Raw genomic sequence first — 19,825 nt, forward strand, 5'->3', positions numbered from 1 at the left:
GAGCGGTTGGCACGACGAAGGCAGTCTTCGTCAATAACGTTGGCTAAAGTCGAAAATTTGTGTGTAGGCTAACGGTTTTGCCTGTCATCATCGGAGCCTGCCATGCCTGCCTTATCTTCCGCCGCTACATCGCCACCCGGCCCCAGGGAAGGTTGGTGGGTATTGGCGGCGACGACCTGGGTGCAGGTGTTATGCAGTGGCGGCATGCTGCTGGTGCCTACCTTGGCACCCCAGATCGCGGCGGCCTTTGGGGTAGCCACTAATCTGGTCGGCCTTCAGGTCAGCCTGCTGTATGGCGTGGCGATGCTGGCCTCGCTGCAGTCGGCGGTGGTGGCGCGGCGCCTGGGCGGCTGCCGGGCCAGCCAACTGGCGATGGCGCTGGTGATGGCGGGCTGCCTGATGGCGCTGCTCGGCACGCCGTTAGCGCTGCTGGCCACGACGCTGCTGCTGGGCCTGGCCTATGGCCTGACCAGTCCCGCGGCGGCGGAGCTGTTGACCCGCTTTACCACCGCCGAGCGGCGAAATCTGGTCTACTCCATCAAGCAGACCGGCGTGCCCTTGGGCGGTGTGCTGGCCGGCCTGATGGCACCGCCGCTGGCAGCCATCTGGAACTGGCAGGCGGCCTTCCTGGCGGTCGGCACCGCCTGCCTTTTCACCTTGCTGCTGCTTCAGCTGCGACGCGCTTTCTGGGATGCGACGCGGGATGCCAGCGTGCGCATGCAGGGCGGCGGAAGCCTGACCGTGCTTCACCGCTCCCGGGCCATGCTATGGCTGGGTGCCGCCGGCTTCTGCCTGTCGGCGGCACAGCTTTCGCTGCTCAGCTTTGCGGTGGCTTACATGGTGGAGGAGCTGTTGCTGACTCTGGTGGCAGCAGGTGCCGTCATATCTATGGTGCACGTGGCGGGGGTAACCGGGCGCCTGCTCTGGGGCGCCCTGGCGGATCGCTTGAGGGCCAGTCTGCCGGTGCTTTTCGGCCTGGCAGCCGGCATCACCCTGGTGTTCCTGCTGCTGGCGCTACTGAGCGGCTCGCTTCCCATCTGGCTGACCATCGCTCTCATGGTGGTCGCCGGCGCCACGGCCGTGGGCTGGAACGGCGTCTACCTGGCCGAGGTGGCGCGGCGCTGCGAGCCGGGGGAAGTAGGTGAGGCTACCGCCGCCGTGCTAGTGCTGACCTATATGGGGGTGCTGGTGGGGCCGGCACTGTTCAGCCTGATCGTGTGGCAGAGCGATAGCTACGCCGTCGGGTTCCTGCTGCCGACGGCGACAGGCGCGCTGGCGGTGTTCTGCCTGCTGCGCTGTGCGCGCAGCAGCAGGGCGGTGGACGTCGATGGCTGAAGGGCGTTACCGCCCGATCCACTCCACCAGGCTGGTCTCGCCCAGCGCATGGCGCTCATGGCGAATACGGCAGCTAGCGGCATAGGGTAGGTCGAAGGCCAGGATGCGCGAGAGCGGCTGCTCGAGTACCTGGCGCAGTACGGCATTGGTCACGAACAGATGGCATACCACCAGCAAGTGGCTGCCAGTTGGCGTTTCCAGCAGCCCCTGCCAGGCCACGCCCACTCGCTTGTCGAAAGCCTCGACGCTTTCTCCACCAGGTGGCGACGTCTGGCTGGGGTCGGCCCACAGGGCGGCCTGGCGATCCGTCTCCTTTTCAAGGGCGCGCACTTCGGCGTGGGTCTTGCCCTCCCAGTCTCCAAGGTCCATCTCGGCGAGAGCCGGCTCTATCGTCACCGGCAGGTCGTATTGCTCACCCAGCCATAGGGAGAACTCACGACAGCGGGAGAGCGGTGAGGTAACGATGGCGTCCCACGGCGGATTTCCATCGATCAGCAGGTCGTTGATGGCAGTCTGCATCTGCTGCCAGCCCCGTTCGCTCAAGGGATGGTCGGTGGTGCCGCGCAGCATGCGGCCGCCCACCGGCTCACCGTGACGAATCAGGTCGAGAGTGATCACCTCGGCATTGGTAAAGCGCATGGTCGGTTTCCTGTCGCGGCGGTCAGATGATGGCGTGGCGCACCCGGGCGGAGATCCACTCCGAGGCGAGTACGGTGACGAAGATCATCACGAAGATGACGCTGACCTGATTCCAGGCCAGGCTGTTGATGGCGGCGTTGAGCTGTAGCCCGATGCCGCCGGCGCCCACCAGGCCCAGCACCGTGGATTCCCGGATGTTGATGTCCCAACGATAGACGCTGATGCCGGCAAAGGCAGGCATGACCTGAGGCAGCACGCCGTAGCTCATCACCTGCATGCGTCCGGCGCCGGTGGCGCTGATCGCCTCGACCGGGGTGGGGTGGATCTCCTCGATGGCCTCGTAAAGCAGCTTGCCGATGAAACCGATGGAGCGCAGGGCGATGGCGATGATGCCGGCCAGCACCCCAGGACCGAGAATGGTCACCAGCAGCATGGCCCAGATCAGCGAGTTGATGGAGCGCGACGAGACGATGATCAGCAAGGCGGCGCTGCGCACCAGCGGGTGCGGTGAGGTGTTACGGGCCGCCAGGAAGGCCACCGGGAAGGCCATGGCGATGCCCAGCAGCGTACCCAGAGTGGCGATGTTTAGGGTATCCCACATCGGCTTCCACAGCCGGTGGGCGTAGCTCCACTGTGGCGGCAGCATGCGGCTGATGAGATCGCTGCCCTGGCGGCCGGCGTCCTCGACGAAGACCCACATGGTATTGTCGGAGATCACCTTCCAGCACAGCAAGAATAGGCAGGCGCCGGCCAGCCAGCCAAGATAGCCCAGCCACTGGGCGCGGGTGGTGCGCAGGTGCCAGATGGGCGTGCCCTGCGGAGTCGTTGAGACGGGCATGTGTCAATCCTTTCAGACAAAGACAATGGGCGGCGCGCACACCGCCATCGCATCATTGGGTCCAGCGGCGGATGTAGCTCGAGCTGTACTCACACAACAGCACGATGGCGATGATGATCAAGAGTATTGCCGCCGAGGTGTCGTACTCGTAGCGGCTGATCGAGGTATTGAGGGTGGCGCCGATGCCGCCCGCCCCGACGATGCCGATCACCGCCGATTCGCGAAAGTTGATGTCCAGGCGGTACATCGAGAGCCCGATCAGGCGCGGCATCACCTGGGGTTGTACGGCGTGGTTCATGGTCTGCCACCAGTTGGCCCCGGTGGCGCGAACCGCCTCGACCTGACGCCAGTCCAGATCCTCGATATCCTCGGCCAGCAGCTTGGCCATGAAACCGATGGTGGCGAAGGCCAGCGTGATCATGCCGGCCAGGGGGCCGAAGCCGAACATCACCACGAACAGAATGGCGATGATGATCTCCTGGAAGGTACGCGACACGGTGATGATGCCGCGGCACAGGTAGTAGATGGGCCAGGGTGCGATGTTGCGCGCAGCGCCAAGTCCCACCGGGATCGATAGGGCCACGCCGATCACCGTCGAGGTGACGGTCATGGTCAGGCTTTCGAGAATGCCATTGATGATGTCGCCGCGGCGGCTGACGAAATCAGGCTGGGTGAAAGCGGCCAGGAAGTTCAGCCCGCGACCGGCGCCCTCGGCGACCCGAGTCCAGTTGACCTCCACCGAGGCCAGTGCCAGTACCAGATAGACGGCAAGGCCCACGACCAATCCCCAACGCAACTTGGGGTTCTCGATCAGCGGCAGCCGTCGCCACTGGCCTGCCTGGGCCTTTGCCTGGCGGCTCATGAGGCGCCACCACTGGCCAGCGTGAGTCGGGAAGCCGGTACCTCACGCGGCGGTGTGCTCTCGCCGATGTCGTCCTGAACTCGGGTATCCCACTCCTCCTCGCCATAGATGGTCGTGAGGGTCTCCGCGTCCAGCTCATTGGGCTTACCGTCGAAGACGATCTCGCCGGCACGCAGGCCAACGATGCGATCGGCGAACTGCTGGGCGAGAGCCACATCGTGAATGTTGATGATGGCGGCCAGATTGCGCTCGGCACACAGCTCGCGGATCAGGCGCATGATCTGACGCGAGGTCTTGGGGTCGAGGCTCGCAGTGGGCTCGTCCACCAGCAGCAGGCGCGGGCTCTGGATCAGGGCCCGGGCGATACCCACCCGCTGGCGCTGGCCACCGGAGAGTGCGTCGGCACGCTTGTCCATGGCGTGCGGCAGGCCGACCCGGTCGAGCAGGCGGAAGGCTTCGGCAATGTCTTCCTGTGGGTAGCGACGCGTGAAGCTGCGCCAGAAGCCGACGTAGCCGAGCCGTCCCGAGAGTACGTTCTCCATCACCGTGAGGCGATCCACCAGAGCGTACTCCTGGAAGATCATGGCCATGGAGCGGCGTGCCCGGCGCAGCGCCGCGCCGGAGAGTCGGGTCAGCTCGGTGTCCTCCAGGCGGATGCTGCCGCTGGTGGGTTCCACCAGACGATTGACGCAGCGAATCAGCGTGCTCTTGCCGGCTCCGGAGGGGCCGATCAGCGCCATGACCTGGCCGCGTGGCAGGGTCAGGTCGATGTCGGTCAGAGCGCGGTCCCCTGTGGGGTAGCGCTTGGTGACCTGGGATAGAGTCAGCATGGTGCAGCTCCCTTCTTTCATGCACGGAGCAGCCGGGGCGTTTCCCCGGCCGCTCTTGTGGTGTCAGGCTGCGGTGCGCAGCCGCTCCCGCATCAGTCGCAGTCGTAGGTGACGCCATTGGCGTCGGCGATTGTGCGGATCACCGACCAGTGCTCTTCATAGGTGATGGGAATGAACTGAGCTTCCCCGGAGTTGGCGAACTCGGCTTCCAGCGGCGTGCCGGACCAGTCGTAGCTGAAGAAGGCCTCCTGGATCTGCTCCTGGAGTTCCGGTTTCAGGTTGTGGGCAATGCCGTAGGCGGTGGTGGGGAAGGTCTCGGAGGTGTAGATGACCTCGTAGTCGCCTTCGTTGATCACACCGCGAGCCAGCATGCGGTGGGCGACCGAGTTGGCAATGGCGGCGGCGTCGTAGTCACGGTTGATCACGCCGAGGATGGAGTTGTCATGCGAGCCGGAGAAGGCGGTTTCGAAGTCTTCGTCGGCCTCCATGCCGTACTCGCTGCGCAGCAGTGCCGAGGGGGCCCGGAAACCAGAGTTTGAGGTGGGCGAGGTGAACGCCAACTGACGACCGGCCAGGTCCTGCATGCTTTCGATGCCGCTGTCCGGGTGGGTGATGATCTCCATCTCGTAGCCGTAGCTACCGTCCTCGGCGGCCATGATGGCGAAGGGACGGAAGCCGCCGCAGTTCACCGCCACCGGCACGCCGCCGGTGTTGAAGCCGGCCACGTGTAGACGGCCGGCACGCAGTGCCTCCTGCTGGGCGGCATTGGACTGCACCGGGAAGAACTGCACCCGCTTGCCGGTCGCTTCACCCAGGTGGTCGAGGAAGTCGGCCCAGACGTCGGCATAGACAGCCGGGTCTTCCACCGGGGTGTAGGCGAACACCAGCGTGCTGGGGTCGACCCAGCGGGACTCATCGCTGGGGATATCGGCGACCATGTCGCCATCGGCATCGGTGTAGCGCGAGGAGAGGTCGGCGCTGGCCTGAAACGCCATGGTGGTCAGGACGCCGGCAACGGCGGTACGCAGCAGCAGAGGGGAGAAACGTTGGGACAGCATTGTCGATCACCTGTTTTGCGGAAAGGTAGCGAACTGTTACGGCTGCCATCCTGCTGTCTTGGCATTACGACTTGCGGTCCATCGCGTTACGGTTGGGTGACGTCCTCATGAATGCGGCTCAACCCGCCAGATAGAGACTCGTCAGGCCGAAGGCATAGCCAATGGCAGCGCCGGCGGCGACATCGCTGAAGTAGTGCAGGCCCAGGCCGACCCGCGAGAGGGCGATCAGTGCCGCCAGCGGTACCAGCAATGGCAGCAGCCAGGGCGCATGGGCCGCCGTCATCACGCAGAACATCACCGCGTGCATGGTGTGCCCGCTGGGAAAGCTGTAGCGGTCGCGGGCCGGTTCGCCGCACTGGATCAGGTTGACGAAGGTGATGAAGGGGCGCTCCCGGCAGAGGCGCGTCTTGATCAGGCGATAGATCAGGATGGCGACGAGCCCGGTCACGGCGTACTGCAGGAAGAAGGCGAGCCCCGCCTCGGGCTGGAGCCACGGCTGGGCGGCGATCAATGCCACCCACAGTGGCCAGTCGCCCAGGCGGCTGGCCAGGCGCAGGGTGGCCAGCCAAGGCGTGTACAGGCTGAGGTTGGCGAAGCGCTGGCACAGCCGCCACTCCAACAGGTCGAGGCGATCAAATACGGCAGGGGCGCGTGGTCTCATGGTCTATCTCCCGGGCCTGTTGTAAGACGGACAAGAACTTGTCGGCAATGGCGGGCCAGCGGCAGGTCTGGCTGCGCAATTGCGCAGCACGGCCCATCTGAGCGTAGCGGGCGGGTTGCTGGCACAGCGCCACAGCAGCGTCGCGAAACGCCTCGGCGTCGCCGGCGGTCACCGTCACGCCATTAACGCCGCTGTCGATCAGCTCGGCGGCGGCAGCGTGGCGATAGGCCACCACGGCCAGGCCGCTGGCCATGGCTTCCGGTACCACGTTGCCCCAGGTCTCGGAGAGCGAGGGGAACAGGAACATGTCGGCGCTGGCGTAGTGACGAGCCAGGGCTTCGGGTGAGATGAAGCCGGTGAAATGCGCCTCCGGCAACGCCTTCTCCAGGGAGCGCCGTGCCGGGCCGTCGCCGACGATTACCTGCGCCATGTCGGGGCGGGCGCTGCGCATGACGTGCAGCGTCTCGCGCAGCAGGGTGAGATTCTTCTCGGCCGCCAGCCGACCGACATGTAGCGCCACCGGGCTGTGCTCGTCGACCCCCCAACTGCGACGCAGCTCGGCGCAGCGTAGCCCTGGTGAGAAGCGCTCCTGGTCGATGCCGCGCCCCATCACTTCCAGACGCTCGAAGCCATGGCCGGCCAAGTCATTAGCCTGCTGTCGGGTGGGTACCAGGGTGGCCTGGCAGCCGTTGTGGAAGTGGCGCAGCCCTCGCATCAGCAGCGGAGCTAGCCAGGGCACGCCGTAATCGCCGCAATAATGGTCGAAGTTCGTATGCCAGCCGGCCACCAGCGGGATGCCCAGGCGTTTGGCCGCACGCCGCGCCGACCAGCCCAGCGGCCCTTGCGTGGCCAGGTACACCACGTCGGGGCGCTGTGCCTGCCACAGGCACCGCATACGGCGGCCGGCCGGTAGGCCGATACGCACGGCGCGGTAGCCGGGGATCGCCATGCCACGCACCTGCAGCTCGGCCTGCATCCCCGGGGTGGGCTCTGAAGCGCTACCGTTTGCCGGCTGCGGGCGGATGAGCTGCAGCGCCATGCCGCGCTCCCGCAGCTCGCGGCTCAGCTGCATCAGGGTGTGGGCGACGCCGTTGATCTCCGGTGCCCAGGTCTCGCTGACAAGACAGATTCGCATGGCATCCTCGTAGCCGTGAGCATGACAGCGAGGATGGCAACCAAGGATGACGACCGGACGACAGCACGGTGATGAAAGTGTGACCATGGTCGGCTCGCATCCCGGACGAGAATTGGCGAAGCTGTCGAGTAACGTCGCCCGGAGTCTGCCATGAAGCATTCCCCCGCCTATCGCCTCGCCGCGACCATCCTGCACGGCTTCGACGAGTACCGTACCCGCTTCAAGGAGATCACCGCCGATGCCAGTCGGCGCTTTCGCGATGCCGCCTGGCGTGAGGCTCAGCAGGCCTCGGCCGAGCGTATCAACCTCTACGAGGAGAAGGTCGGCGAGACCCTGGGGCGGCTGAAGCGCGCGCTGGACGAGGACGACCTGACCCACTGCGAGTGCTGGCGCGAGGCGCGCACCCACTACGCCGAGATGATCAGCGAGCGGCTCGACTACGAGCTGGCCGAGACCTACTTCAATTCGCTGTTCTGCTCGATCTTCCATCACCGCCACATCCGCAACGACTGGATGTTCGTCTACAGCTCGCGGGATGCGGCGGCCCACCACTCGGGGCTGGAGCCGTGTCGTCGCCTGCGGGTGAACGGCGACTGGGCGGCGGCAATCCGTTGGGCGCTCGCCGATGCACCGTTCGAGACCCCCTTCGAGGACCTGGAGCGTGACGTGCGCCTGGGAGGCGAGTTCCTGAGCGGACATCTGCCCCAGGTCCTTCTCGACGCGCCGGACGCCGAGATCGAGCTGCTCAAGAGTGTGTTCTATCGCAACAAGGGCGCCTATCTGGTGGGGCGGATTCACGGCGACGGCGCCCAGGTGCCGCTGGTGCTGCCGATCCTGCACGAGCAGGGGGAAGGGCTGCATCTCGATACCGTGCTGATCGAGTCGGACGAAGTCTCGATCATCTTCTCCTTCACCCGCGCCTACTTTCAGGTGAAGGTGCGGGTACCGGGGGAGTTCGTCGACTACCTGCAGCAGCTGATGCCCGACAAGCCGGCGGGCGAGCTCTATTCCGCCATCGGCTTCTTCAAGCACGGCAAGACAGAGTTCTTCCGCGCCCTGAACCGCCAGGTGGCCCGGCGCGAGGACAAGTTCATCATCGCACCGGGCGTGCGCGGCATGGTCATGGCGGTATTCGTGCTGCCTTCGTTTCGCACCGTGTTCAAGATCATCAAGGACCGCTTCGACCCCTCCAAGGAGATGAGCCGCGACACCGTGCGCGAGAAGTACCGGCTGGTAAAGCGCCACGACCGGGTCGGGCGCATGGCCGACACCCAGGAGTTCTCCAACTTCATCGCGCGCAAGGATCACTTTTCCCCGGAGTGCCTCGAGCATCTGCTCGAGGTGGCGCCTTCCACCGTGCAGCTCAGGGGCGACAAGGTGATCATCAAGCACTGCTACACCGAGCGCATGATGACGCCGCTCAACCTCTATCTGGAGCAGTGCAGCGAAGCGGAGACCCACGCGGTGCTCAAGGACTACGGCAACGCCATCAAGCAGATGGCGGCGGCCAATATCTTCCCCGGCGACATGCTGCTGAAGAACTTCGGCGTGACCCGCCATGGCCGGGTGATCTTCTACGACTACGACGAGGTGTGCTATCTCACCGAATGCCACTTCCGCCACATTCCCGAGCCGATGTATCCGGAGCAGGAGCTCTCCAGCGAACCTTGGTACTCGGTGGGGCCGAATGATATTTTCCCCGAGGAGTTCGGACCGTTCCTGTTTGCCGACCTCAAGCTGCGCAAGCTCTTCTACCAGCTCCACCCCGAGCTGTTCGATGCCGACTACTGGAAGAGCCTGCAGCAGGCGATCCTCGATGGGCGGGTGATCGACGTCTATCCCTATCGCAACAAGCAGCGCTTCAGCGCCAGCGAGGAGAACGGTCTGGTTTATTGAACGTGCTCCGGCGGCCCCTTGAACCGAGGAGAGACATGTCAGACCCAAGGCGGCCCCACCTGGTGGTCTTCACCGGCTCGGGCATCAGTGCCGAGAGCGGCATCCAGACCTTTCGCGCCGGCGATGGCCTGTGGGCCGAACACCCCATCGAGGAGGTCGCCACGCCCCAGGCCTGGCGGCGAGATCCGGCACGCGTGCTGAACTTCTACAACCTGCGCCGCGAGCAGGTGCGTCGGGCGCGTCCCAACGCCGCGCACAAGGCGCTGGCGGAGCTGGAGCGCCAGGGCTTTCGCGTCAGCATCATCACCCAGAACATCGACGACCTGCACGAGCGCGCCGGTTCGCGCAACGTGCTGCACCTGCACGGCGAGATCCTCAAGGCGCGCTCCACGGTGGATGCGCGCATGCAGTATCCGCTGCCTCGCGGCGGGATCGAGCTGGGCGACATCTGCGACAAGGGTAGCCAGCTGCGCCCCGACGTGGTGTGGTTCGGCGAGAGCGTGCCGCACTTCGGCGAGGCCTGCGAGATCGTCGCCGAGGCGGACATGTTGCTGGTGGTGGGCACCTCGCTGGCGGTGATGCCGGCGGCCTCGCTGCTCGAACATGCGCCGCTCGACGCGCCCAGCGTGCTGGTCGACCCCGAGGCCGCGGCGCTGGCGCCACCGGGTGTGTTTCGCATCAGCCAGCCCGCCGGCAAGGGGGTGCCGGAACTGGTACGTCACTGGCGGCGCGAGGGGCGATTATGGGTGCCGGAAACCCTGCTGGGGTGAGCGCAGTGATGCTAGAATGCCGCACCCGCTGCCCCTGGATACGTGATGATGCTGGATGAGACTGGCCAGGCCACTCTTGCCGACCCCGATACCGGGCTTGCTCAAGCCCCCGACATCGGGCTGGCGCATGACCCCGCAACCGGTCATCCCCGCCCGCCGCGGCGTGAGTTCAAGGCGCGCGGCAGCTTCACCGAGCGCTGCCCCGGCTGCAACCTGCCGGTGCTCAACTGTCTCTGTCCTTACCGGGTCAGCGCCGAGAGCGAGGCGCGGGTCTGGCTGATCACGCATCCGCTGGAGCATCTCAAGCCGACCAATACCGGGCGTCTGATCGGCGACGTACTGCCGGATACCGAGGTCTTCACCTGGTATCGCACGGCGCCGAACGAGCGCCTGCTGACGCTGCTCGACGATCCGCGCTTCGCGCCCTTCGTGATCTTCCCCGACGACCAGCCGGACTACGCCGATCGCGTGGTGGACATGGAGGCAGTCGGCGAGGTCAAGGCCGGCGGCAAAACGCCGGTTTTCATCCTGCTGGACGGCACCTGGCGTCAGGCGCGACGGATCTTCCGCAAGAGCCCCTATCTCGATCGCCTGCCGGTGCTGCCCCTGGCGACGACGCGGCTGACGCGCTACCGTTTGCGCAAGCCCGCTTCCCAGGCTCACCTGTGCACCGCCGAGGTGGCCGCCGAGCTGTTGCGGCAGAGTGGCGATGAGCGCGCAGCCCAGGTGCTGGACGACTATTTCGACGCTTTCAATGTCAGCTACGACGCCAGCCGGCGCTACGAGAAACTCGAACAGCCGACTCCGGCCATGCGGCGGCTGCTGGCGTGCCGGGGTGAGTGAGGCGCATCATTCTTCGAGCTGCTGGGTCCTGACACAGGCACGCCCCGCCCGTTTGGCGCGATACATGGCGCGGTCGGCGCGCTGAACCAGCTTGCGCGAGGTATCGCCCGGCTGGCTGACGGCGACGCCGAAGCTGGCCGTGACCTGGCCAACCGGCTCGATGACGGACCGAGCAAGTGTCTGGCACAGGCGCCAGGCCAGTTCCTGTGCCTGGGCCAGGTCGCAGCCGGGCACCACGACAATGAACTCCTCGCCGCCCCAGCGGCCCAAGTGGTCGCCGTTGCGCAGCTGCGTCTGGGCCTCCCGTGCCACCTGGTGCAGCACGCGGTCGCCCACTTCATGCCCATAGGTGTCGTTGATCGATTTGAAGTGGTCGACATCGAACAGCAGCAGGGCCAGGGAGCTGTCGCCGCGACTGGCCAGGGTCAGCTCGGCCTCGAGCACCTGCTCGATGCGATGACGGTTCGCCACCTGGGTCAACGGGTCGGTATAGGCCAGCCACTGGAGCCTGGTATTGCGCTCGTGCAGCAGCCGGTATCGGTACTTGGTTTCGCGCTTCTCATGCAGCAGCGCTCCACGTAGCGCGGCCAGTTGGATCAGCTGCAGCAGCAGGTGGCGCAGGGGCGGAGCGAGATGACGGGGGCGCCGGTCGCGGCAGACCACCAGACTCTGGCCCGGTGACACTCCATGCAGAGCGAGGATGAGTGCCGCACGCGCTTGCCGGCCTTGCAGCCAGCCTGCCAGCTTCGGCGGCGGCAGGCGCAGCGAGCAGGGCAGCGCAACGGGCAGCGGTGTCGGTGACGCCAGCAGCTCGACCGGTTGCGCCTGATTGTCGACCAGCATCAAGGGGGTGTCGATGCGATGCTCCACGGCGCTGGGAAAAGGCTCCAGACGCATGCCTTCCCGGCCCTGCTGCGCGCTACCTCCGCCATACTCATGACTATGCAGCGTGCAGGATTCGAAGCCGGTCAGGGTCTGGAGTGCCCGCAGCAAGTGGGCATGCAGCTCATGAAGGCTGCCGGCGCGGGCGAGGCGGGTGCTCCAGGCATGACCGAGCCCCGGTAGCTCGTGGCTATCTGCCGCCAGGGGCTCCACTTCCAGGACGACATACCGTCCGGCCAGACGTGTGGAGACATAGAGATGCCGCGAGGCCACATCCGCTTGGCCCGAAGGGATCGCCATGCCGGGGGCTCCCTTGGCCAAGGTTCGTGCCAGGACCGTCGCGGTATCGGCCCCCAGCACCTGTTCCGGCCGTCGGCCGAGCGCTTCGCTGGGCGACGAGCCGAAGAAGCGCGAGAGGTTGGCACTCACCAGGTGCACGCGCTGCCAATCGCTGTCGAAAGCGATGAGACAACCATGCGGTTGAACCGCCTCCCCGACGACGGGTGCGGATGGGCAGATGCTCGCATCGAGTTCCCTATCAAGCGAGTCCGGCATGAAGGTTCCCTGTGGTATCGCCGGCAGCGGATGGCTGCCGTCCTCCCTGCGGTGCGCCAGTCCATCCGGGATGGTTGGCAGGCGTACGAGGGCCTCTGACATGAAGAAAGTAAACCATTTGTTGTTGAAGTGCATCAACCATTGGTTCAACTGCGGACCCGATGAGCGCGGCACATTCCCCCGATGAATGAAAAGACCGCCTTTGCCGAGCGTCTGGCCGCTGCCATGCGCGCCGCCGGCTACGAACCGCGCCCAGCCGTGCTCGAACGAGAGTTCAATCTGCGCTACTGGGGCAAGCCCGTCACGCTACAAGGCGTGCGGCGTTGGCTGTGCGGCGAAACCCTGCCTCAGCAGGAAAAGCTGCAGGTGCTGGCCGAGTGGCTGGGGGTCGAACCGCAGACGCTGCGCTTCGGCGAGCGTGGCGGCTATCAGGTGAGCGAGCCCCGCGGCGCCTGGGAGGCGTCGGTCGGCGCCGAAGAGCGTCGTGTGCTGCAGCGCTACCTGGCGCTGCCGGTGGAGCAGCGCAAGGTGGTGGCTCAGGTCATCGAGGCTTTCGCCCGTGCCGACGAAGCCGGCTCGGGCGAAGAGGGGACTGAGAGAGGGCGGGAGCGAAAGCCCGGCGAAGGCGACGCCGGCTAGGCCGGCCCGCCCATCAGCGCGCCGGCGATGCGGAAGCCCGCCACCCAGGTGCCGGCAGCGGAGCCCAGCGTGGCGAAGAGGAACACCAGCAGGGTGCGCGAAACGCGGTTGCGCCACCAGCCCTTGAGCTCGGTGACGTCGTGGCGCAGGGTCGAGAAGTCCTGCACCTTGGGCTTGCGCAGCCACAGCTCGACCCCGGCGGCGACGAAGCCGGCGCCAATGGTGGGGTTGAGCGAGGTCAGCGGGGCGGCGAACATGGTGGCCACCACCGTGACCGGGTGGGCCAGGGCGATCAGTGTGGCGAGCCCCGAGAGCACGCCGTTGATCAGGAACCATTCACCGACCAGTTGCCAGCCGAGCTCGGTGTTGCGCGAGAAGCCGATGGCGAAGCCGGTCAGCACCAGCGCCGTGATCAGCCAGGGCAGGGCGCGCCAGATCTTCGACGGCGGTGGGGTGACTTCCAGGCTTTCGCGTTCCGCCTGCGGTGCCTCGGGCAGCGGGGCCTCGAGATGTTCGACCATGCCCTTCATGTGCCCGGCGCCGATCACCACCAGCACGTTGCGGTAGCGTCCGGGCGGGGCCTGCTCGGCCAGGCGCAGCACCATGTAGCGGTCGCGCTCGGTGATCAGCGGTGTGTAGAGCGCTTCCGATTCGGTGGCGAACTCGCTGAAGGTGGACTCCAGTACGTCGCCTTCCTTGAGCCTCTCGATCTCTTCCGGCTTGACCTCCTGACGCGACATCACGCTGCCGAGCAGGCCCGTGAGCAGCGACATGCGCTGCCACCAGGGGACGTTGTGATAGATGCGCTTGAGCGTCACGCCCACGTCGCGGTCGACCAGCAGCAGCGGCAGGTCGAGAGCGCGGGCCTCATCCAGGGCGGCGCGCATCTCGGCGCCCGGCTCGATGCCGGACTGCTCGGCCACGCGCTGCTGGAAGGCGCCCAGCGCCAGATTGGCAGCCACCATGCCCGCCTTGCCCTGACGGAAGATCTCGAACAGGTCCTGTTGGGCCAGCGCATCCGGATTGCTGAGGTTATGGTGGCGGGCGTCGCACAGTTCGATGGCCACGGCGTCGAACTCGCCGGAGCGAATCATGCGCCGCACGTCTTCGGCGCTCTCGGCGGAGACGTGCGCAGTCCCCAGCAGGGTATAGCGGGTGCCCCCCACCTCGACGACGCGATGGGGACCGCTGAAGGCGCCTTCCTGGCGGGGGTCGGTCACGGAATCCTGGGAGTCGGTCATGAACGCTCGGGTTGCAGGGAGTGAAGCCTCGATTATCCACGAAGCCGAGCCCCGAACCAAACCCGGCGCCGGGTTTACCTGCGCCAGAAGGCGGGCGTGAAGAGCACCAGCACGGTGAAGATCTCCAAGCGGCCGAGCAGCATCGCCACTACCAGGATCCACTTGGCCAGTAACGGTAGCTCGCCGTAGTTGTCGGAAGCCTCGCCCAGCGCCGGTCCCAGGTTGTTGAGTGCCGAGGCCACCGAGGACCAGGCGGTAACCTGGTCGACGCCGGTGGCCATCACCCCCACCAGCATCAGGAAGAACAGCATCAGGTAGGCCGAGAAGAAACCCCACACCGCCTGGGCGATGCCGTCCGGCACGCTTACCTTGCCCACCTTCACCGCGATCACCGCGCTGGGGTGGATCAGGCGCATCACCTCGCGCATGCCCTGCTTCAGGATCAGGATGATACGGATCACCTTCATGCCGCCGCCGGTGGAGCCGGAGCAGCCGCCGACGAAGGCGGCCATGAACAGCAGAAAGGGTAGCGCTCCCGGCCAGGCCGAGAAGTCGGCGACACTGAAACCGGCGGTGGTGGCGATGGCGACCGACTGGAACAGGCCGTGACGCAGGCCGCGCTCGGTGTCGTAGGTGCCGGTCAGCCACAGCGACACCACGGCGATGACGATCAGCCCGGACAGGAACAGCAGCAGGAAGCGTGCCTCGGGATCGTGCAGATAGTGGCTGAGCTGCCTGCCCCGCCAAGCCAGGAAATGCAGGCTGAAGCTCATCGCCGAGACGATCAGGAAGAAGGCGCAGATCAGTTCGATCACGGCGCTGTCGAAGTGACCGATGCTGGCGTCGTAGGTGGAGAAACCGCCGATGGCCACGGTGGAGAAGCTGTGACCCAGGGCATCGAACCAGTTCATGCCGGCGGTCAGATAAGCCAGGAAGCAGGTCAGCGTCAGCGCGGCGTAGATGTACCAAAGCGCCTTGGCGGTTTCGGTGATGCGCGGGGTCAGCTTGGAGTCCTTCAGCGGCCCCGGGATCTCGGTGCGGTAGAGCGCCATGCCGCCGACCCCCAGCGTCGGCAGGATCGCCACCGCGAGAACCACGATCCCCATGCCGCCCAGCCACTGCAGCTGCTGGCGGTAGTAGAGCACCGACTCGGGCAGGAACTCGATGCCGGTGATCACCGTGGCGCCGGTGGTGGTCAGCCCCGAGAAGGATTCGAACACGGCGTCGGTGGGGGCGAGAGCAGCGTCGCCGGTGAGCATCAGCGGCAGCGAGCCGAACAGCCCCAGTACGCTCCAGAACAGCGCCGCGATCAGGAAGCCGTCGCGAATGCGCAGCTCCTTGCGTGCGCGGCGGTTGGGCAGGTACATCACCAGGCCGGTCACCACCGTGATCAGAATGGCGATGATGAAGGCGTCCCACTGGCCGTCGCCGAACAGCAGCGAGATCAGGATCGGCGGCATCATGGTCAGGCTGAACATCATCAGCAGCAGGCCGAGGATGCGGAGAATGACTCGCAGGCTCATCGGGCGGCGTTCCCTGCGTCGCGGGGTGTCATCGGGCCAGCCATCAGAAGAACGTCAGCCCGACCTGGAACAGCCGCTCGACGTCGCGGATGCGGCGCTTGTCGATCACGAACAGGATCAGGTGGTCGCCGGACTCCACCACCACATCGTCGTGGGCGATCAGCACCTCCTTGCCGCGCACGATGGCACCGATGGTGGTGCCGCGGGGCAGGTCGATCTCGCCGATGGCGCGGCCCACTACCTTCGACGACTGGGTGTCGCCGTGGGCGATGGCCTCGATGGCCTCGGCGGCGCCGCGACGCAGCGAGTGCACGTTGACGATGTCGCCGCGGCGCACGTGGGTCAGCAGGCTGCCGATGGTGGCCTGCTGCGGCGAGATGGCGATATCGATCTCACCGCCCTGCACCAGGTCGACGTAGGCGGCGTTGTTGATCAGCGTGAGGACCTTCTTGGCGCCCATGCGCTTGGCCAGCATCGACGACATGATGTTGACCTCGTCGTCGTTGGTCAGCGCGCAGAAGATGTCGCACTCCTCGATGTTCTCCTCTTCCAGCAGGCGCTTGTTGGTGGCGCTGCCGTGCAGCACCACGGTGCGGTTGAGGCGTTCGGAGAGCACCGTGCAGCGCTCCAGGCCATGCTCGATGATCTTGACCTGGTGGCTGTGCTCGAGGTGTTCGGCGAGACGCTCGCCGATGTTGCCGCCGCCGGCGATCACCACCCGGCGGAAGTCGCGGTCGACCCGGCGCAGCTCGCTCATCACCGCGCGGATGTCGCGCCGGGCGGCGATGAAGAAGACCTCGTCGTCGGCCTCGATCACGGTGTCGCCACGCGGGATGATCGGCCGGTTGCGGCGGTAGATGGCCGCCACCCGGGTGTCGACGCTGGGCATGTGGCGGCGCAGGAAGCCGAGGTCCTGACCCACCAGCGGGCCGCCGTAGTAGGCCTTGACCGCCACCAGCTGCACCAGGCCGCCGGCGAACTCGAGCACCTGCAGTGCACCGGGATGCTCGATCAACCGGCGGATGTGGTCGGTGACCACCTGCTCGGGGCTGATCAGCACGTCGATGGGTACCGCCTCGTGGGCGAACAGCCCCTTGCGGGTGAGATAGGCGGTGGCACGCACCCGGGCGATCTTGGTGGGGGTGCGAAACAGGGTATGGGCGACCTGGCAGGCGATCATGTTGACCTCGTCCTGGCTGGTCACCGCGATCAACATGTCGGCGTCTTCGCAGCCGGCCTGGCGCAGCACCACGGGGTAGGAGCCGGGGCCCACCACGGTGCGGATGTCGAGCCGGGTGTGCAGCTCGCGCAGCCGTTCGCCGTCGGTGTCCACCACGGTGATGTCGTTCTCCTCGCGGGCCAGGTGTTCGGCCAGCGTGCCGCCGACCTGGCCGGCCCCCAGGATGATGATCTTCATATGCTGTCAGGCCCATCAAACGACTCTGCGACGCCGATATGGCGCCGCAGCATCCGCGGCTAGCATAAACCAGCCGCAGGGGATGTAACAGGTGCGTGTGGTGAGGCCACCGTCAGTCGAGGGTGAAGCCCACCTTGATGGTGACCTGCCAGTGGCCGACCCGGCCGTTCTCGATATGGCCGCGGGTATCCACCACTTCGAACCAGCGCATGCCGTGCAGGCTCTGGGATGCCTTTTCCAGGGCGCGTTGGATGGCGTCCTCGATGCCCTTCTCCGAGGAACCGGTCAGCTCGATGTGCTTGTAGACGTGATCGCTCATGGGTGCTCCTTGCTCAAGTGATCGGTGGCAGGGCGCGTCAGCCCTGCTTCCTCAGTCTGGCATAAAAGAAGCCGTCGTGACTGTCGGGCTCGGGCAGCAGCTGGCGCCCGGCGCCCACCGCCCGGCCCCAGCTCACCTCCCCGGGAGTGGTGACGACGGCATCCGGAGTGCGCTCGAGGAAGGCCTGGATCTGTTCGTCGTTCTCCTCGCGCAGCACCGAGCAGGTGGCGTAGAGCAGCGAGCCGCCGGAGCGTAGCAGGGGCCACAGATTGTCGAGCAGGCGTGCCTGCAGCTCGGCCAGTTTGGCTATGTCGGTGGCGCGCCGCAGGCGCTTGATGTCGGGATGGCGACGGATCACGCCGGTGCCGGAGCAGGGGGCATCGAGCAGGATGGCGTCGAAGGGCGTGCCGTCCCACCAGTCGCGCCCGGTGGCATCGGCGTGCACCAGCGTGGCCGAAAGGCCGAGGCGCTCCAGGGTATCCTCGACCCGGGCCAGGCGTACGGCGTCGCTGTCCAGCGCCAGCAGCTCGATGTCGAACAGTTCCAGCAGGTGTGCCGTCTTGCCGCCCGGCGCGCAGCAGGCGTCCAGCACGCGGCCGCCGGGGCGCGGCGCCAGTGCCGGCCCCAGCAGTTCGGCGGCGAGCTGGGCCGCTTCGTCCTGCACGCTGACGTCGCCCTCGACGAAGCCGGGTAGCGCCTGGACGTCGCAAGGCTTCTCCAGTACCAGACCGTCGGGAGAATGGGTGCACAGCCGCGCTTCGATGCCGCTTTCGACCAGCCTGGCCAGGTAGGCTTCGCGGTCACCGCGACGGCGATTGATACGCAGAGCCATGGGGCCGGGCTGATTGTTGGCCTCGGCAATGGCGCGCCAGTCGTCGGGCCAGGCCTGGCGCAGGGCCTTGAGCAGCCAGCGCGGATGCAACAGCGCCACCGCCGGGTCCTGGTCGACCTCGGCCTGCAGCGCGGCGGATTCGCGGGTGAGTCGGCGCAGGCAGCCGTTGAGCACCTTGGTCGCCCACTCCTTGCCCAGCTGGCGTGCGGCGCCGGCGGTCTCGCCCACGGCGGCGTGGGCCGGAATGCGCAGGTAGAGCAATTGATAGATGCCCAGCAGCAGCAGCGCCTGAACGTCGGCGTCGCGGGCCTTGAACGGGGTCTTCAAGAGCAGTGCCGCCAGCGCCTCGAGCCGCGGCAGGGTGCGGCATACGCCGTAGCACATCGCCTTGAACAGCGCGCGGTCGCGAGTCACCACCTGATGGTCGTCGAGGTCGCTGAGCGAGCCCTTGGCGGTGATCACGGGCACCAGGGCGCGAGCGGCGCTGGCGCGAACCGCCTGGCCGCCGTCCTGCACCGACTTGCCGGCGCGGGTGGATGGCGTGGAACGGTGCATCAGACGCTCTCCTCGTTGGCTTGCCCGAGAACGTGTCCGGGATGGAGTCGCTCGTGGCGGGCGTTGAGCAGGTCGCGGGCCGCCAGCGGCTTGCCGCCCGGCAACTGCGCCTGAGTGACCCGCAGTACCTCGCTACCCTGCTGGCCGCAGGCAATACGCAGTGCATCCGAATCGGGCGCCAGCAGGGTGCCCGACACGCTGGCGGGGTCGTCATCGCGTGCGATGCCGACCTCGGCCATCAACAGGCGCAGGCGCTCGCTGCCCAGGTGGCACCAGGTGACCGGCCAGGGGTTGAAGGCGCGTACCTTGGCGGCAAGCTCGGCGGCGGGGCGGCTGAAGTCCAGCTCGGCCTCGGCCTTGGAGAGCTTGGCGGCATAGGTGACGCCCTCCTCGGGCTGTGGCGTGGCGGCGAGCCCTTTGCCTGCCAGGACATCCAGCGCCTCGACGATCGCCTCGCCGCCCAGCTGGGCAAGCGTGTCGTGCAGTTCGCCGCCGGTGGTGGTCGCGGTGATGGGGGTGCGCTTCACCAGCAGCATGTCGCCGGTATCGAGCCCGGCATCCATCTGCATGATGGTCACGCCGCTCTCGCTGTCGCCGGCCTCGATGGCGCGCTGGATCGGTGCCGCCCCGCGCCAGCGTGGCAGCAGCGAGGCGTGCACGTTGAGGCAGCCCAGGCGGGGGGTGTCGAGCACTGCCTGGGGCAGGATCAGGCCGTAGGCCACCACCACCATGAGGTCGGCCTCGAAGGCGGCCAGCTCGCCCTGCACCTCGGCGCTCTTGAGCGTCTCGGGCTGCAGTACCGGCAGCCCGTGCTCAATGGCGAGCGACTTGACCGGACTGGCGGTGAGCTTGCGGCCGCGGCCGGCCGGGCGGTCGGGCTGGGTGTAGACGGCGATCACCTGATGCTGACTTTGCAGCAGGGCCGCCAGGCTGGCGGCAGCGAAGTCGGGGGTGCCGGCGAAGATGATGCGCAGAGGTCGGGACATGAGTCGAGC

Annotated in this window: 19 protein-coding genes; 5 read left to right on the top strand and 14 right to left on the bottom strand. The window is 66.7% G+C overall.

Features of this window, described 5'->3' with window-relative positions; all coding sequences use genetic code 11:
• The first annotated feature begins 102 nt into the window (after nucleotides 1–102).
• Nucleotides 103–1,335, top strand: a complete 1,233-nt coding sequence (locus HOP53_RS09470) for an MFS transporter (protein ID WP_234269809.1) — start codon at nucleotides 103–105, stop codon at nucleotides 1,333–1,335.
• Between the two features lie 6 nt (nucleotides 1,336–1,341).
• Here the strand turns inward: HOP53_RS09470 and HOP53_RS09475 are convergent, their stop codons facing one another.
• The 7 genes from HOP53_RS09475 to HOP53_RS09505 all read right to left on the bottom strand — a co-directional run bounded on the left by HOP53_RS09475 (nucleotide 1,342) and on the right by HOP53_RS09505 (nucleotide 7,358).
• On the bottom strand, nucleotides 1,342–1,974 hold the full coding sequence (locus tag HOP53_RS09475; RefSeq protein ID WP_234255361.1) for a histidine phosphatase family protein: 633 nt from the start codon (nucleotides 1,972–1,974) through the stop codon (nucleotides 1,342–1,344).
• A gap of 22 nt (nucleotides 1,975–1,996) precedes the next feature.
• Nucleotides 1,997–2,812, bottom strand: a complete 816-nt coding sequence (gene phnE / locus HOP53_RS09480; protein WP_010626597.1) for a phosphonate ABC transporter, permease protein PhnE — start codon at nucleotides 2,810–2,812, stop codon at nucleotides 1,997–1,999.
• Between the two features lie 52 nt (nucleotides 2,813–2,864).
• Nucleotides 2,865–3,674, bottom strand: coding sequence for a phosphonate ABC transporter, permease protein PhnE (gene phnE, locus HOP53_RS09485; RefSeq protein ID WP_010626598.1), 810 nt, complete (start codon nucleotides 3,672–3,674; stop codon nucleotides 2,865–2,867).
• Nucleotides 3,671–4,504, bottom strand: a complete 834-nt coding sequence (phnC, locus tag HOP53_RS09490) for a phosphonate ABC transporter ATP-binding protein (RefSeq protein ID WP_010626599.1) — start codon at nucleotides 4,502–4,504, stop codon at nucleotides 3,671–3,673. Before phnC ends, phnE (HOP53_RS09485) begins: the two co-directional genes overlap by 4 nt.
• A gap of 92 nt (nucleotides 4,505–4,596) precedes the next feature.
• A complete protein-coding gene (phnD, locus tag HOP53_RS09495) occupies nucleotides 4,597–5,562 on the bottom strand; it encodes a phosphate/phosphite/phosphonate ABC transporter substrate-binding protein (RefSeq protein WP_010626600.1) in 966 nt (321 codons plus the stop codon).
• Nucleotides 5,563–5,680: 118 nt separating this feature from the next.
• The gene (locus HOP53_RS09500) at nucleotides 5,681–6,223 is read right to left on the bottom strand and encodes a phosphatase PAP2 family protein (protein ID WP_010626601.1); all 543 of its coding nucleotides are present in this window, start codon (nucleotides 6,221–6,223) and stop codon (nucleotides 5,681–5,683) included.
• Entirely contained in the window at nucleotides 6,195–7,358 is a 1,164-nt protein-coding gene (locus tag HOP53_RS09505) for a glycosyltransferase family 4 protein (RefSeq protein ID WP_234269810.1), read from the bottom strand. The genes HOP53_RS09500 and HOP53_RS09505 overlap by 29 nt, the downstream gene beginning before the upstream one ends.
• Nucleotides 7,359–7,508: 150 nt before the next feature.
• Between HOP53_RS09505 and aceK the strand changes: the two genes are divergently transcribed.
• From aceK to HOP53_RS09520, 3 genes are read left to right on the top strand one after another with little or no spacing between them, the layout of a single operon-like run.
• Nucleotides 7,509–9,254: a bifunctional isocitrate dehydrogenase kinase/phosphatase gene (gene aceK / locus HOP53_RS09510; RefSeq protein WP_234269811.1), complete on the top strand. Its 1,746-nt coding sequence runs from the start codon at nucleotides 7,509–7,511 to the stop codon at nucleotides 9,252–9,254.
• Between the two features lie 35 nt (nucleotides 9,255–9,289).
• Nucleotides 9,290–10,024, top strand: a complete 735-nt coding sequence (locus HOP53_RS09515; protein WP_234269812.1) for an SIR2 family NAD-dependent protein deacylase — start codon at nucleotides 9,290–9,292, stop codon at nucleotides 10,022–10,024.
• A gap of 48 nt (nucleotides 10,025–10,072) precedes the next feature.
• Complete coding sequence (locus tag HOP53_RS09520) at nucleotides 10,073–10,867, top strand: tRNA-uridine aminocarboxypropyltransferase (protein ID WP_234269813.1); 795 nt, start codon at nucleotides 10,073–10,075, stop codon at nucleotides 10,865–10,867.
• A 6-nt stretch (nucleotides 10,868–10,873) separates the two neighbouring features.
• On the opposite strand, the gene HOP53_RS09525 is transcribed toward HOP53_RS09520, so the two are convergent.
• Nucleotides 10,874–12,406 carry a sensor domain-containing diguanylate cyclase gene (locus tag HOP53_RS09525; RefSeq protein WP_234269814.1) on the bottom strand — a complete coding sequence of 511 codons (1,533 nt, stop codon included), beginning with the start codon at nucleotides 12,404–12,406 and terminating at the stop codon, nucleotides 10,874–10,876.
• An 81-nt stretch (nucleotides 12,407–12,487) separates the two neighbouring features.
• Between HOP53_RS09525 and HOP53_RS09530 the strand changes: the two genes are divergently transcribed.
• Entirely contained in the window at nucleotides 12,488–12,943 is a 456-nt protein-coding gene (locus tag HOP53_RS09530) for a transcriptional regulator (RefSeq protein ID WP_234240748.1), read from the top strand.
• On the opposite strand, the gene HOP53_RS09535 is transcribed toward HOP53_RS09530, so the two are convergent.
• From HOP53_RS09535 to fmt, 6 genes are all read right to left on the bottom strand, one after another.
• Nucleotides 12,940–14,184 carry a TraB/GumN family protein gene (locus HOP53_RS09535; RefSeq protein WP_086508100.1) on the bottom strand — a complete coding sequence of 415 codons (1,245 nt, stop codon included), beginning with the start codon at nucleotides 14,182–14,184 and terminating at the stop codon, nucleotides 12,940–12,942. The two genes, HOP53_RS09530 and HOP53_RS09535, sit on opposite strands and share 4 nt — an antisense overlap.
• A 74-nt stretch (nucleotides 14,185–14,258) precedes the next feature.
• Nucleotides 14,259–15,707 carry a TrkH family potassium uptake protein gene (locus HOP53_RS09540; protein WP_234269815.1) on the bottom strand — a complete coding sequence of 483 codons (1,449 nt, stop codon included), beginning with the start codon at nucleotides 15,705–15,707 and terminating at the stop codon, nucleotides 14,259–14,261.
• Between the two features lie 43 nt (nucleotides 15,708–15,750).
• The gene (trkA, locus tag HOP53_RS09545; RefSeq protein ID WP_010626617.1) at nucleotides 15,751–17,124 is read right to left on the bottom strand and encodes a Trk system potassium transporter TrkA; all 1,374 of its coding nucleotides are present in this window, start codon (nucleotides 17,122–17,124) and stop codon (nucleotides 15,751–15,753) included.
• A gap of 112 nt (nucleotides 17,125–17,236) precedes the next feature.
• On the bottom strand, nucleotides 17,237–17,443 hold the full coding sequence (locus HOP53_RS09550) for a dodecin (protein ID WP_086508106.1): 207 nt from the start codon (nucleotides 17,441–17,443) through the stop codon (nucleotides 17,237–17,239).
• 37 nt (nucleotides 17,444–17,480) lie between these two features.
• Nucleotides 17,481–18,830 carry a 16S rRNA (cytosine(967)-C(5))-methyltransferase RsmB gene (gene rsmB / locus HOP53_RS09555; protein WP_086508107.1) on the bottom strand — a complete coding sequence of 450 codons (1,350 nt, stop codon included), beginning with the start codon at nucleotides 18,828–18,830 and terminating at the stop codon, nucleotides 17,481–17,483.
• A complete protein-coding gene (gene fmt / locus HOP53_RS09560) occupies nucleotides 18,830–19,816 on the bottom strand; it encodes a methionyl-tRNA formyltransferase (RefSeq protein WP_234269816.1) in 987 nt (328 codons plus the stop codon). The genes rsmB and fmt overlap by 1 nt, the downstream gene beginning before the upstream one ends.
• Nucleotides 19,817–19,825: the final 9 nt, after the last annotated feature.

The organism is Billgrantia ethanolica (assembly GCF_021404305.1).
In the GTDB taxonomy this organism is placed as follows: domain Bacteria; phylum Pseudomonadota; class Gammaproteobacteria; order Pseudomonadales; family Halomonadaceae; genus Halomonas; species Halomonas ethanolica.

Bases quoted from the DNA above. Each gene is read 5' to 3' on its own strand.
- HOP53_RS09470 (WP_234269809.1), top strand. From the start codon at position 103: ATGCCTGCCTTATCTTCCGCCGCTACATCGCCACCCGGCCCCAGGGAA.
- HOP53_RS09475 (WP_234255361.1), bottom strand. From the start codon at position 1,974: ATGCGCTTTACCAATGCCGAGGTGATCACTCTCGACCTGATTCGTCAC.
- phnE (WP_010626597.1), bottom strand. From the start codon at position 2,812: ATGCCCGTCTCAACGACTCCGCAGGGCACGCCCATCTGGCACCTGCGC.
- phnE (WP_010626598.1), bottom strand. From the start codon at position 3,674: ATGAGCCGCCAGGCAAAGGCCCAGGCAGGCCAGTGGCGACGGCTGCCG.
- phnC (WP_010626599.1), bottom strand. From the start codon at position 4,504: ATGCTGACTCTATCCCAGGTCACCAAGCGCTACCCCACAGGGGACCGC.
- phnD (WP_010626600.1), bottom strand. From the start codon at position 5,562: ATGCTGTCCCAACGTTTCTCCCCTCTGCTGCTGCGTACCGCCGTTGCC.
- HOP53_RS09500 (WP_010626601.1), bottom strand. From the start codon at position 6,223: ATGAGACCACGCGCCCCTGCCGTATTTGATCGCCTCGACCTGTTGGAG.
- HOP53_RS09505 (WP_234269810.1), bottom strand. From the start codon at position 7,358: ATGCGAATCTGTCTTGTCAGCGAGACCTGGGCACCGGAGATCAACGGC.
- aceK (WP_234269811.1), top strand. From the start codon at position 7,509: ATGAAGCATTCCCCCGCCTATCGCCTCGCCGCGACCATCCTGCACGGC.
- HOP53_RS09515 (WP_234269812.1), top strand. From the start codon at position 9,290: ATGTCAGACCCAAGGCGGCCCCACCTGGTGGTCTTCACCGGCTCGGGC.
- HOP53_RS09520 (WP_234269813.1), top strand. From the start codon at position 10,073: ATGCTGGATGAGACTGGCCAGGCCACTCTTGCCGACCCCGATACCGGG.
- HOP53_RS09525 (WP_234269814.1), bottom strand. From the start codon at position 12,406: ATGTCAGAGGCCCTCGTACGCCTGCCAACCATCCCGGATGGACTGGCG.
- HOP53_RS09530 (WP_234240748.1), top strand. From the start codon at position 12,488: ATGAATGAAAAGACCGCCTTTGCCGAGCGTCTGGCCGCTGCCATGCGC.
- HOP53_RS09535 (WP_086508100.1), bottom strand. From the start codon at position 14,184: ATGACCGACTCCCAGGATTCCGTGACCGACCCCCGCCAGGAAGGCGCC.
- HOP53_RS09540 (WP_234269815.1), bottom strand. From the start codon at position 15,707: ATGAGCCTGCGAGTCATTCTCCGCATCCTCGGCCTGCTGCTGATGATG.
- trkA (WP_010626617.1), bottom strand. From the start codon at position 17,124: ATGAAGATCATCATCCTGGGGGCCGGCCAGGTCGGCGGCACGCTGGCC.
- HOP53_RS09550 (WP_086508106.1), bottom strand. From the start codon at position 17,443: ATGAGCGATCACGTCTACAAGCACATCGAGCTGACCGGTTCCTCGGAG.
- rsmB (WP_086508107.1), bottom strand. From the start codon at position 18,830: ATGCACCGTTCCACGCCATCCACCCGCGCCGGCAAGTCGGTGCAGGAC.
- fmt (WP_234269816.1), bottom strand. From the start codon at position 19,816: ATGTCCCGACCTCTGCGCATCATCTTCGCCGGCACCCCCGACTTCGCT.